Below are 12,078 nucleotides of genomic sequence, written 5' to 3'. Positions count from 1 at the left end.
ACGCTACTCCGAGGCCCCCATGGATGGCGACGGAGAGGGAGCCCCAATGCGTGGATCACGCACCGCGCCGTGGGGGTCGTGCGTGGTCAGAACGCGCGGTTACTGCCTACTCGCCGGAGCAGGGGCCATTGGCGAGGGGCTCTTGAGGGCAGAGGTCGAATGCGCAGTTGCTTCCGGAAGGCAGCACGGTGAGCGTCTTCTTTCCGGCGACCTGTCGGAGGAGCCACCGGGGCGGCACGTTGCCAACGTTGAAGCCGGCCAGCTTCTGGCCCGTGTAGTTCCAGGCCAACAGCCTCACCTGACCATCGATTTCGATGGTGAGGACGAACCTGGGATTCCCGCTCGGGGTGCTGGCCTCGGCTGATTTGAAGGCCATTTCAACGGCGCGATCACACGCGTCGAGATTGGCCGGGTATCGGCCTCCTTGAATCGGTCCACGGTCTCAATCGACGGCATCAAACTCCCGGGGAGACGGGACAGCAAAGACGCGTTTCCATGACCTGCGAAGCCTGCCGTTGAAATAACGTCTGGCTTTCGTGTCAGGCGGAGGTTCTCTCCGAGATGCGTTCGTTCCTCACGCGATAGTACCGGTACCGCTCCGCCACCTCGCGAACCGTGGGAGCAAAGAATTGCATCGCATGCCGTCCCTGCTGAGAGGGGCTGGTGGCTGGGCCTGGCCGCGACCTGCTATGGGGGCCGCCCGCAGTCCTTTCAAAAGAGGCCACCGTCATGAATTGGAGAGCCCTGATCTGCCCCGCCGTCCTGGTCCTGAGCGCCTGCTCGGATCCTTCCGACCCCGACCCCACGCCCCGGCGACCGCTGAAGGCGGTCCTGTTCCCATACATCCCCGACTCCGCCGGGGACGGCTTCGCCAGCCTGGAGCAGCGGCTGGAGGCCGACTTCGAGCAGAGCCATCCAGACATCGACCTGGACGTCGTGTTCGACGCCTCCCTGGATGTCTATGACCTGGATGAAGGCGGAACGTTGAATCAACTCCTGGGCACCGGGACGGGGGCCGCCCAACTGGTGGAGGTGGACACGCTGCTGCTCGGCTCGCTCGCGGAGAAGCGATGGATCCAGCCCGTCGCGCTGGAAGCGGGCGTCGTGCATCCGGCGGCGGAGGAGGCCGTCCGCATCGGCGGTGAGACCTACGGCGTGCCCACCTACCTGTGCACGAACGTCGTCTATTCGCGGAGCACGAACCTCCGGTCCGCGTCGGACAGCGCGTCGCTCGTGCGCGTCCTCCGCGAGGCGGCTCCCGGCAAGCGCCCGCTCGCGACGAACTTCGATGGAAGCTGGAACCTGCCGTCCTCGTACATCGACGCCTGGGCGGACACGCATCCGGGGGATGCGCTCGCGAAGGCTGTCTCGCTGCCACTCGACTCGCAGACGATGAATGCGTTCGCGGAGGTCGTTGACAGCTGCTCGCTCGAAGCGGGCGTCAATCCGTGCCTGGATGGCAGCTACGCGGATAACACGGTGGCGGAAGAGGCCTTCGCCAGGGAGCAGGCCAACGGCTTCATGGGCTACACCGAGCGCCTCTTCTACATCCTCCAGGCCCAGCCCAGCATGCCGCTCCCGGAGGTCATCTCGGTCCCGCTGGGCACGGGCTCGGCGCCGGCGGTCTTCGTGGATGCGCTGGTGCTCAACGCGAACTGCACCGGGATATGCGCGGAGGATGCACGGGCCTTCACGTCGTTCATGCAGTCTCCGGAGACGCGCAGCCTCATCGCCTTCAGCAAGGACGCCCCGGCGGGCACGCGGCCTCGCTATCTGCTCCAGGCCAACCGCGCCTTCTATCAGCAGGAGCCCGCGCGCTCAGACCCCATGTACAAGCAGTACGAAGTCATCCTGCGCGGAGGGCGGCCCTATCCCAACCAGCGCTTCCCGGAGAATCGGAAGGCGCTCCAAGCGGCCCTGCTCGAACAGCTCCAGTGAGCCGAGCCGATGGGTGATCCGGCTCGACCCGATTTCTCGGGGTCGAGCCGTGTTTCATCGGGCGAGCCTTGGCTTCTCGTGTGCCCGAACGCGGTCGCTCCGCTCTCCGGGGCGGAGCGTGGGTTGAAAACCAGAGCCAGGCAGTCCCGCGAGAACAAGCACAAACCTCGCGCTGTCCTACGCGCAATCAACCTGTTGCAGGACCTTCACGCGTCCTGAATCAATCGTAGGGTCCTGGGTGGCGTCCGAGCGTGGCGACCGGGCAGAGATTCGGGATGATGAACGAATCACGGGCCGTCCTCAGCCCCAGCACCAGCAGGAGGGAGGAGACCATCAGGCTCGCGAGGGCGATCCGTCTCCTGTCGCCGAGCAGCCGGCTGCCCACGCTTCGGAAGAACATGGCCTGCAGGATGAGGAGCACCGGGGGGCTCGCCACCAGCGCCACCATCAAGAGCGGGCTCCCCGTGCACCTGTCGTAATCCTCCGAGTTGAGGTCGGAGAGCGGCCCGCCCGCCGAGATCGTCGTCACCACCAGGAGGACCGCGGCCCCAACGAGAAGGAAGAAAGCCTGTCGGCTCCAGGACGGCTTGGGCTGCTCCATCGCGGTCGGTCCCAGGACGTTGACGAGGACGACGTAGTTCAGGAACACCGCGCCTGCGGTCCAGGGGATCAGGTCGGCCCAGGGGGACATGGTGACGTCCCTGGCGATGAGGTCCGTCGAGTTGACGAAGGCAAGCACCGACAGCGGCCATAGGATCAAGGCGCAGAGCACGGTGGGGGCCAGGGCGCGGGGAGTCATCCGGCGAGAATAGCAGCAATGCCTTGCAGGCGAAGCCCGCTGCGGTTCTTCCGGTTGGGATTGAGGGCGAGTCCGGCATCTCGGGCGCGAAGGGGAGAACACCGGCTGGAGGAGGCTCCAGGCGAATGGAGGGACGGCCCCCGGGGGTGTGCCGCGACGCCTGGCCATGCGTTGGAGTTGGCTGTCGCCGGCTCGGGAAACCGCACGCAGCCATCGTCGTGGAATTGCTCGGCCGCTGCTCTTGTGGAGGGTGAGGCGACGGCTGGCACATGGGCTGGCGAGCCCCCATCGTTGAAGGGAGTGGGAGCTTGTTCCTTCCACGCGTCCCATGGCCCGCCTGTTCGACAGCCCATGCATCCGCCTTCGCGAGCTCCTCCGCCGGGACACGGCCGCCTCCTCGATGCCGTCCTCGCCAGCATGGGCGAAGGGCTCCTGGTGGCGGATGCGTCCGCGCATCTGGTGTTCATCAACCCGAAGGGGGAGCGCATCCTGGGCATGGGGGCCACCGACGAACCCGTCAGCCGGTGGCCAGCGCATTACGGCTTCTACCTGCCAGACCAGCTCACCCGCTATCCGCCCGAGCGCCTGCCCATGAGCCGGGCGCTGCGCGGCGAGACCGTCAGCCGCACGGAGGTCTTCCTTCGCAATGCCGAGAGGCCGGCGGGGACCTGGCTGCACGTCAGCTCCAGTCCGGTCCGCGATGCGGCGGGCGTGATCCGCGGCGGCGTCTCCGTCTTCAGCGACGTCACCGACCTCAAGAGTGCCCAGGACGCGGCGCGCGAGGGCGCCGACAAGTACCGGCTGCTCTACAACAACACGCCCGTGATGATGCACTCCATTGATCCGCAGGGACGGCTCATCAGTGTCAGCGATTTCTGGCTGGACACGCTGGGCTACGAACGCGCGGAGGTGCTCGGGCACGACTCGGTGGAGTTCCTGACGCCGGAGTCCCAGCGCTATGCCCGGGAGGTCGTCCTGCCCGAGTACTTCAAGGTCGGGACGTGCCGGGACGTGCCGTACCAGGTGGTGAAGAAGGACGGACAGGTCCTCGACGTCCTCCTGTCCGCCATCGTGGAGCGGGACGCCGCGGGCAGGATGGTTCGTTCGCTCGCGGTGCTCATCGACGTGACCGAACGGAGGCGGGCGGAGGCGGCGCTGCAGGAGAGCGAGATGCGGCTGCGCGCCATCCTGGACAACGCGCCGACCGTGTTCTTCCTCTTGGATCCACAGGAGCGCTTCCTGTTCGTGAACCGCGAGTGGGAGCGGCTCTTCCACCGCACCCGGCAACAGGTGGCCGGGAGGACCGTCTTCGATGTCTTTCCCTCGGACATCGCAGCCACCCTGCACCACGCCAACGAGGACATCTTCCAGCGCCGTGTCCCCGTGGAGCGGGAGGAGCGGCTTCCGCACGATGACGGCATCCACGTCCACCTCACGCAGAAGTTCCCGCTCCTCGACGCCACCGGCGCGGCCTACGCGCTCTGTGGAATCGCCACCGACATCACCGAACGCAAGCGGAGGGAGGTGTCACAGCGTTTCCTGGCCGAGGCGGGCCGCGAGCTGGTGGCGTCGCTCGACCCTGAAACCACGCTCCAGCGTGTCGCCGAGCTGGCCGTGCCCCTGCTGTCGGAGCTGTGTGTCTTCTTCGTGCGGCTGGACAGCGGGACCCTGCGGCCCGTGGCGGTGGCGGACCGCTCCCCGTCCCGCGCCGCGAGCGTGCGGGAGTTCCTGCGTCGCCACCCTCCGGATCCGGAGTCCCTTCACGGCCCGGCCCGGGTGCTGGCCACCGGAAGACCCGAGGTGTCCGAAGCGTCACAGGGCCTGTGGGACGACGAGGCGCTCGCGGAGGAGCGGTGGGCGGACGTGAGGACGCTCCAGGGGCGGCCTTCGCTCGGCGTGCCGCTCCAGGCGCGAGGCCACACCCTGGGCGTCTTGTACCTCCTCGCGCCCGAACCGAAGCGCGCGTATGCACCGGAGGACCTGGCGTTGACGGAGGAGCTGGGCCGGCGGGCCGCGCTCGCCATGGAGAATGCCCAGCTCTATTTCTCCGCGCAGGACTCCATCCGTGCGCGGGATGAGTTCCTGTCCATCGCGTCCCATGAGCTGAAGACCCCGCTGACCTCCATGCGGCTGCGGGTGCAGCAGATGGAGTCCGCGCTGAGGTCGCCGCGCCCGGTGCGCGCGGAGACGGTGGAGCGGATGCTGGCGGTCTTCGGGACCCAGCTCCAACGCCTGTCGAACCTGGCGGACCACCTGCTCGACGTCTCACGGATCCATGAGAAGCGGCTCGACCTGCGCATGGAGGAGTTGGACCTGGCGGCGGTGGCTCGGCACGTGGTGGGGCACGTCGCACCGCAGCTCCAGGATTCGGGCTGCGAGCTCGAACTGGTGGCGCACGAGCCGGTGTGGGGGCGCTGGGACCGGCTGCGGATGGAGCAGGTCATGCTCAACCTGCTGACCAATGCGATGAAGTATGGCGCGGGGCATCCCATCCGGATGGAGGTGGCAGCGCACGAGGGAAGGGCGCGGCTCACTGTGGAGGACCAGGGGGTGGGCATTCCGCTCGAAGCCCAAGGGCGGATCTTCGAACGCTTCGAGCGCGCGGCCTCCCTCAACTACGGAGGGCTCGGATTGGGACTCTTCATCACGCGGCGGATCGTCGAAGCGCACGGCGGAAGCATCCGCGTGGAGAGCGAACCGGGGCACGGCGCGAAGTTCACCGTGGAGCTGCCGCCTCGTGTTGCCCACTGACGGAACCGGCGTGGCCCCGGTCAGCTCGCGTCGTGGCGGACCACCGCGGGCGCCGGCTCCACGTTCACGGGACGGCCCAGGCAGTCCTCACCGTCCTGGGGCCCAGGCGTGCTCCTGGGCCGGTACTCCCAGTGCCACGGCTCCGACGCCACGGTGCGGCGGAAGCCGAAGCGGCACGCGTTGCCCGCGAGCCAGTCATACGTGGGGGACACCTCCTCGCTGCCCACGACCAGATCCACCGCGAGCCCGCGGTTGTGATTGGAGAGGCCTGGCAGCGCGGCCTTGGGCCCCAGGCCCTGGCGGTAGCGGCGCCACAAATAGCGCTGCTGTTGATACGAACGCCACCCGCTCGTGACGAGCAAGGGCTGTCCCGCTGCGCGCGCCTCCTCCGCCATGCGCTCGAAGGCCGCCGCCGCGTCGCGGTGGAGCCGGTGTCCGGTGTGGATCCGCACCAGGCGCGGGAGCTTCGCCTTGGACTTGCGGACCTTCACCTCCTTCGCGAACCCGACGGGTGCCAGCAGACAGACCAGGAGCACAAGGCCCCAGCGCAGCAGGGGAGAGGGCATTCTTCGGAGGTCCAAGCAGTGGGCGAGGACGCGAGGCTGCCGCCTTTATTCCGCTGTGAAAAGCAGGCGGGCCGCCGAGCGCTCTGCCCTCGCGCCAGGTCGCCCGGACGCTCCGTGAGCCCTAGAAGAGCTTGAGCTGCGCGTCGGGGGCGGCTGCGGGTGCGTCCCGGGGTGGCAGCACATGGAAGCCGTGGGCGCGTGCCCAGGTCTCGCTCGGGCCCTTCCAATGGTGCTGGTCCATGCGCGCGTGGCCCTTGTCGTCGAAGGTGACGCCCTCGGCCTCCAGCAGCTCGCGCTGGCGGTAGCCGGAGGTGCTGATACCCCCCGTGCGGTTGATGATGCGCTGCCACGGCACGGTCGCCGCTCGTGACCCGAGCGCCGCCATCGCATGGCCCACGGTGCGCGCGTCGCAGGCCCCGCCGACGATGGTGGCGATATCTCCGTAGGTGGCCACCTGCCCGGCGGGGACCTGTTCACAGACCAGGTAGATGCGCTCGTAGGGGTCCTGCAGGTCGGTGAGGGATGCCATGGGGTCTCCGGGCGGGGGCCTGCCCGAATCCTACTCACGGCATCCACCAATGCACGCCAAACCCGAGGCGTCCGCCGGCCCCGGGAACGCTAGGCCGCCAAGGATTGCAGCTCCTGGGATGGAGCGCTGGCCTGATTGAGCACCGCCCACTCGCGGCGCAGGCGCCCGTACAGGTCATTCAGCGGCTGGCCCGGCGCCTCGTACTGCCCGGCGTGGTGCTCCACGATGTGGCGCAGGAGCACGTAGCAGATGGTGGCCGCGCCGGCGCCCTCCACGGTCGTGAACTGGGCTGCGTCCGTGAACCAGAGCGTGGTGGGCATCTGGCAGGCCTGCGTGCCCGCGGCCACCAGGTGCGCGCCGGGCTTGAGCCACGGGTGCTTCGCGAAGAGGCCCGGCCGGTCCACGGTGAGGGCGGAGATGAGGTTGGAGATGCGCCGGTCCTTGAACCGCGAGTCCCCATACACCTGGCTGAACACGAGCCCGCGCACCCGCTTCATGAACACCTTGGACGTCAGCGCCAGCAGCGACGTCGCGCGGAGCACCAGCATCTGCTCGAACTCCGGCACGGTGAGCTTCTTGAATGACGGCCAGAGGTCCACATCCATCTGCCGCTTGACCAGCGTGATGCCGTCCGTCAGCCGCGCACGGACCCAGACCAGCGCCGTCGCCACGGACGCGGTGAGCACCCCCGGGATGAGGTAGAGGAAGGAGTCCCGGGGCTCCCAGTCGCCCGCGCGAGCCGTCTCGAAGCATCGCCACGCGAGGATGGCGGCGGAGAGCAGGGTGAGGAAGAAGAGCCCGTAGGCCAACCAGGAGACGCCGTTCAGCGTCACCCAGCCGCGCTTCGTCGGGTTCTCCGGGACGTTGTACATCTCCGGGTCCTGCACGCTGACGTCGGAGATGATCAGCGTGGGCGGTGGATCCTCCCGGTTGAACGCGAGCAACAGGGCGTCGATGCCCTGGTTGTCGTAGATGCCGCCATCCATCAGCGGCAGGCCGTTCTGGAAGCCCGGCCCCAGCGCCGCCAGCGCGGTGTCGAGCGGATGGTCTTTCGGCCAGTGGAACTGCTGCGGGAACACCAGCGGTTCGAAGCCGCCCGGGAAGCACGACGACGCGGCGGCGATGTCCGCCAGCCGGGCGTGACTGGCCACCGGGCGCGGCATCCGGTTGCCGTTGTTGCCCAGGAGGGCGCTCGGGTTCCTGCTGCGCCGGAAGCGGAAGTCCAGGCCGGTGTGGAACTCGGTGGTGTTGAAGATGGCCTCCTGGATCGGGAGGCCCTCCGCGTCCAGCACCTCGCCGAAGCGCCGGTCGCCCAGGAAGTCGGGCCGGGCATAGACGTCCGCGGCGGACCGGATGAGGCTGGCCCACGCGTGGCTGCCGTGGTCGCGGTTGGTGGTCAGCCCGGTGAGCGCCTCCGCAATCACATTCGTGCGCAGCAGGTAGTCGGAGAACGTCTCGTGGAACGCCTTGAACGGCTTGCCGTCCAGCTGGCTCACCACCCAGGCCAGGCCCGTGAGCGTTCCGCCGGACACCGTGGACAGGCCCACGACATCGGACAGAAGTCCAACGGTCTCGAGGAACCGCAGCGTCCCCAGGTGGAACGCCGCCGCGCGATAACCGCCGCCGGACAGGGACAACGCAAGCGGCCCAAGCGGACCGTGTTTCTCGGAAGAAGGGGGCGTGGCGTCTTGGCTCATGGGCGTGGCTGGGGCGCGGCGGAGAGGACGGCGGGAGCTTAGGCCAGATTGAGCAACGGCCATGCCACCCTGGGCCCTCAGGAGGCAGGCGATGCGCCTGTCCCAAGCGCGTTGCGCGTGGACGCGGCGCGTTCCTCCGGCACGCGTCCGGCGCCTTGGCGAATGACGGGGTGAACTCGCCCTCGGCGGACACGGACTCTCGTCTCTTCCTCTCCGCGGGCGGTCTCACGTTGGGGGAGACCCTCGACCGCGGCGGCAAAGCCACCGGCAGGAGACCGATATCCGATGTCCCATGGGGCGTCCCCATCAGGGGACGGTGTAGAGGCCGACCACGTTCGGATCCAGCGTCGCGCTGGAGATGCGCAGGCCCGTGGCGGTGCTGATGTTCGCGACATCCGTCACGCCCAGGTCCGCCAGTGAGAAGGACACGCCGCCCAGCTTGGATTGCACCGTGCCCACCGGGTCGCCGGTGAGGCTCGCCACGCCGCTGGTGTAGGAGACGGTCGCCAGCGCCGTGGAGGTGTTGCCCGCGGCGGAGCCCGTGAAGTCGCTCGCGAGCAGCGCCAGCGAGTAGCTGCCCACGATCTGGTTGGACGCGTTGATGAGCGTGACCGTGGCGTCGTCACCGGGCGTCGCGGAGGTGAGCGTGCTGTCGATGATGAAGAAGCGCGTCTTCGCGGTGAAGGCCGTGCCGAACTGGAAGTTGCCCGTGTTCAGGTTGTTCGCGCCGTCATGGATGCTCAGCCCCGTGGCGGCCGCGTTGGCGTTCGCGGGCTCCGCGCCCCGGGAGCTCGGCGTGTTGGTGCTGGTGAGCCCGTTGGCCGTCGCGCCCACGAGGTTCGTGAACGTGCCCTCCGACGTTGTCAGCGACACAAGCTGCGCATTGCCCGTGATGTTGGCTGGCGTCCCCGCCGTCACCGCCCCCGTGTAGGTCGCACCGGTAACGTGCAGGCGCGTGGGCGTACTGACGACCGGGTCCGCCAGCGCGTTGACCTCATACGCGATGCGGTGGAGGTGGGCGGCGTCGGCCGCGCTGATGCCCAGGTCCGCCGCCGCGCTGCCCGCGCCCGTCGCCAGCGTGCGGGGATCCGCCTGGGTGACCTTCGCGAAGAGCACCGCCGCGGACAGGTAGCTGCCGTACTTGCTGGAGTGACGGCTGTCCTGCGCGCTCCACAGGTTGAACATCCCCGGCGAGATGCCATCCGCGGGATTCGGGTCCGCCAGGTTCTGATCCACCGCGCGCATGAAGCCATCGCCCACGCGCGCCACGCCCGTGAAGCCCAGGTCCCGGTAGGCCTTGAAGTAGGCGTCGCGCAGCTCGGCCTGCATCGCCTGAAGCCCCGCGGTCCCGCTCGGGTAGCCCTGTGTGCCGACGGAGGTGGGCGATGACCACGTCTCATACAGGTACAGGTTCGCGGATGGGTTCGCGGCGCGCACCAGCGTGCGCAGGTCGCGCGCCCCATCCATGAAGCCCGCGGGCGAGCCGCCGCGCGAGGGGGGCAGCGGCGTGATGCTCTGCTCCTGGAACACGACGGTGTCCCAGGTCGCCTGCCCGATGGTGGAGGACCGGTTCGTGTAGTGCCACCGCAGCGTCTGGCCGCTGGCCGTCTCCAGACTCACGTTGAACTGGAAGCCTGCTTGCGTCGTCAGCTTCTTGAAGATGCCCGGGATGCCGCCCTGGCCCGAGCCGTTCGTGTCGGTGACGGCGGCCTTGTTGTACGAATAGGCGGGCTCCTCGTTGCCGTGCGTGAAGCTGTTGCCCACGAAGAGGATGTTGCCCCCAGTGACCGCGGCGGCGGTGCTCCCCAGGAGGTCGTCGGGTTCGAACTCGGAGAGAGGGGAACAGGCCGCCTGGGTCGTGAAGACGCCCCAGGCCATCAGGCACAGCACTCGCGGGTGGACGGCGGCCAGCAACACTTCGAGTCGGGACCGGCGCATGACGTCTCCATGGGTCCATGTCGTGGCGCACGGACCTGGATTCAGCATCATGACGGAATAGCTGGTTTAATGCGAGCCGGTGTCTGTCTTCACCCGCGCCGATCTCGCAGCCGTGTGTATGTGTATGAGACAACCAGGAGCATGACGCCCAGGAGGATGAACGTGAGCACGCGTTGATCCGCCGGCAGCTTCGCGACGTCCAACAGCACCAGCCGCCCCAGCGCGAGCCCCAGCACCGCGAGCGCGGCCAGCCGGTACCAGCGCTCGCGCACCGCGAAGCCCACGCCGAAGAGGAGGAACGCGGCGATGACCCACCCCAGCGTGACGAGCCCCTCGGGCATCCGCGCGCCCACCAGCGCCACCAGGGACAGCCCCGCGCCCACCGCGCAGATGGCGGTGAAGGGCAGCCGGGCCTCGGGCGCGGGCAGGCCCGCGACGCGCACCGTCCCGCCGCGCTCCACCAGCACGAACGCGACCACCAACCCGGTGAGCAGCGTCAGGCGTCCCGGCGTCTCCCATTCACACGCCCCCAGCGCCACGTAGAGGATGAGCACGCCCACGGCCCCCAACACCTGTGACTCGACGCCGCGCGCCGCGAGGCCCGCGACGAGTCCCGTCACCGTCCACGCCGCCACCAGCGCGACGTCCTCATAGTGCGCGGGCATGGCCAGCGCGAACGTCACCGCCGTCAGGGCCAGGTACGTATGCGTCAGCGCCGCGGGCGCGCGCTGGAGCCTCGACACGGCTGCCCCCGCGCCGTGCGCCACCGCGACGACGAGGAGGAAGCTGAAGAGCCGCGAGTGCTGCTCCTGGGAGACTTCGTACGCCCCCAGCGACGTGAGGCCCACCCAGTTGAGCAGGGTGAAGGCGAGGCTCGCGCGCACGGGCAGGTCGCGCGGGCGCACGAGCAGCGCCACGGAGAACAGCAGGAAGTAGAGCGTGAGGAAGGCCAGGCTCAGGAAGAGCCGGTCGCTCTCCGGCGCACCCGGCGCCATGTGGCCCGTGCGCACCGCCCAGACGACGTGTGTGCTGTAGACAGCCACCAGGCTGGACAGGGGAACGATGACCCAGCGGTTGCGCACCAGGAAGAACAGCGCGCCCGTCGCGAGCAGCGTGGTGGACAACAACGTGAACGCGGTGATGTCGCTGAGCATCCCCGTGTGCAGCCCCAGGAACAGCGCGATGCCCGCCACCGTCTCCGACTGCATCCGGTGCGCGATGGTGACGATGGCCACCACGAACCCCGCGAGCAGCACCAGCGCCAGCACCTCGCTGTCGATGACCCGCACCGCCGGGATGAAGTGCAGCGCGTAGGTGACGAAGTACGCCAGCGCCAGGCCGCCGCCGAAGACGATGCGGCCGAACAACTGGTGCCGCCGCGCCAGCCACAACCCGAACGCGCCCAGGCCCGCGCTGAGCAGGTAGCCCGCGCCCACGCGCGCCAACACCCCCAGCTCCCCGAAGTGGTACGTGATGAGGTACGCGATGCCGACGATGAGCGCCACGATGCCCAGGCGGCTCAGCCAGTAGGTGCCGACATGCGCCTCCAGGTCCCGCTGTTCGGGGGCCACCGCGGAGGGCGTGACCGCCGGGGAGCCGGGCTCGGCCACGGAGCGAGAGGGCTCGCGGGCCTCCAGCTTCGCGAGCCGCGCCTCCAGGGCCGCGACCGTTGCCTCCAGCCGCTTCACCGTGTCTCGCAGCTCCTGTCCTTCACCCTCGTCCACCATGGATGGTCCCGTACACCCGCACGCTGCCTGGCCCGGGAAAGCTTCAAGCGCGGGCCCGGCATCCCTTCAATTTGGGACGAATCCACGCGGCTCACCGCGGCGGAGCTTCAGCAGCTCGGACGCCGCGTGAGCG

At 68.8% G+C, this 12,078-nt stretch carries 9 protein-coding genes; 2 read left to right on the top strand and 7 right to left on the bottom strand.

Annotated elements, in window-relative coordinates:
- Nucleotides 1-106 precede the first annotated feature (106 nt).
- Nucleotides 107-376 (bottom strand): hypothetical protein, encoded by a 270-nt coding sequence (locus tag KYK13_RS22990; protein WP_223633235.1) that lies wholly within the window; start codon nt 374-376, stop codon nt 107-109.
- Nucleotides 377-729: 353 nt separating this feature from the next.
- Between KYK13_RS22990 and KYK13_RS22985 the strand changes: the two genes are divergently transcribed.
- On the top strand, nt 730-1,938 hold the full coding sequence (locus KYK13_RS22985; RefSeq protein WP_223633232.1) for an extracellular solute-binding protein: 1,209 nt from the start codon (nt 730-732) through the stop codon (nt 1,936-1,938).
- A 220-nt stretch (nt 1,939-2,158) separates the two neighbouring features.
- Here KYK13_RS22985 and KYK13_RS22980 read toward each other — a convergent pair whose 3' ends face one another.
- Nucleotides 2,159-2,737 carry a hypothetical protein gene (locus KYK13_RS22980; RefSeq protein WP_223633216.1) on the bottom strand — a complete coding sequence of 193 codons (579 nt, stop codon included), beginning with the start codon at nt 2,735-2,737 and terminating at the stop codon, nt 2,159-2,161.
- 417 nt (nt 2,738-3,154) lie between these two features.
- Here KYK13_RS22980 and KYK13_RS22975 point away from each other — a divergent pair, with 417 nt between their 5' ends.
- Nucleotides 3,155-5,488: a PAS domain S-box protein gene (locus KYK13_RS22975; RefSeq protein ID WP_255653969.1), complete on the top strand. Its 2,334-nt coding sequence runs from the start codon at nt 3,155-3,157 to the stop codon at nt 5,486-5,488.
- Nucleotides 5,489-5,508: 20 nt separating this feature from the next.
- Here the strand turns inward: KYK13_RS22975 and KYK13_RS22970 are convergent, their stop codons facing one another.
- From KYK13_RS22970 to KYK13_RS22950, 5 genes are all read right to left on the bottom strand, one after another.
- A complete protein-coding gene (locus KYK13_RS22970) occupies nt 5,509-6,054 on the bottom strand; it encodes a D-alanyl-D-alanine carboxypeptidase family protein (RefSeq protein ID WP_223633210.1) in 546 nt (181 codons plus the stop codon).
- A 121-nt stretch (nt 6,055-6,175) separates the two neighbouring features.
- Complete coding sequence (locus KYK13_RS22965; RefSeq protein ID WP_223633207.1) at nt 6,176-6,583, bottom strand: MGMT family protein; 408 nt, start codon at nt 6,581-6,583, stop codon at nt 6,176-6,178.
- A gap of 89 nt (nt 6,584-6,672) precedes the next feature.
- Nucleotides 6,673-8,220: a patatin-like phospholipase family protein gene (locus KYK13_RS22960; RefSeq protein WP_223633204.1), complete on the bottom strand. Its 1,548-nt coding sequence runs from the start codon at nt 8,218-8,220 to the stop codon at nt 6,673-6,675.
- A 366-nt stretch (nt 8,221-8,586) separates the two neighbouring features.
- Nucleotides 8,587-10,218: a cell division protein FtsK gene (locus KYK13_RS22955; protein WP_223633202.1), complete on the bottom strand. Its 1,632-nt coding sequence runs from the start codon at nt 10,216-10,218 to the stop codon at nt 8,587-8,589.
- A gap of 89 nt (nt 10,219-10,307) precedes the next feature.
- Nucleotides 10,308-11,945: a DUF2339 domain-containing protein gene (locus KYK13_RS22950; RefSeq protein WP_223633200.1), complete on the bottom strand. Its 1,638-nt coding sequence runs from the start codon at nt 11,943-11,945 to the stop codon at nt 10,308-10,310.
- Nucleotides 11,946-12,078: the final 133 nt, after the last annotated feature.

This window comes from Corallococcus sp. EGB, assembly GCF_019968905.1.
Taxonomy (GTDB): domain Bacteria; phylum Myxococcota; class Myxococcia; order Myxococcales; family Myxococcaceae; genus Corallococcus.
This window is presented reverse-complemented; position numbering and strand designations above follow the sequence as displayed.

What these genes read in the sequence shown, in the direction of transcription:
- KYK13_RS22975 (WP_255653969.1), top strand. Translation starts at nt 3,155, where the DNA reads ATGGGCGAAGGGCTCCTGGTGGCGGATGCGTCCGCGCATCTGGTGTTC.
- KYK13_RS22965 (WP_223633207.1), bottom strand. Translation starts at nt 6,583, where the DNA reads ATGGCATCCCTCACCGACCTGCAGGACCCCTACGAGCGCATCTACCTG.
- KYK13_RS22950 (WP_223633200.1), bottom strand. Translation starts at nt 11,945, where the DNA reads ATGGTGGACGAGGGTGAAGGACAGGAGCTGCGAGACACGGTGAAGCGG.
- KYK13_RS22980 (WP_223633216.1), bottom strand. Translation starts at nt 2,737, where the DNA reads ATGACTCCCCGCGCCCTGGCCCCCACCGTGCTCTGCGCCTTGATCCTA.
- KYK13_RS22990 (WP_223633235.1), bottom strand. Translation starts at nt 376, where the DNA reads ATGGCCTTCAAATCAGCCGAGGCCAGCACCCCGAGCGGGAATCCCAGG.
- KYK13_RS22970 (WP_223633210.1), bottom strand. Translation starts at nt 6,054, where the DNA reads ATGCCCTCTCCCCTGCTGCGCTGGGGCCTTGTGCTCCTGGTCTGTCTG.
- KYK13_RS22985 (WP_223633232.1), top strand. Translation starts at nt 730, where the DNA reads ATGAATTGGAGAGCCCTGATCTGCCCCGCCGTCCTGGTCCTGAGCGCC.
- KYK13_RS22955 (WP_223633202.1), bottom strand. Translation starts at nt 10,218, where the DNA reads ATGCGCCGGTCCCGACTCGAAGTGTTGCTGGCCGCCGTCCACCCGCGA.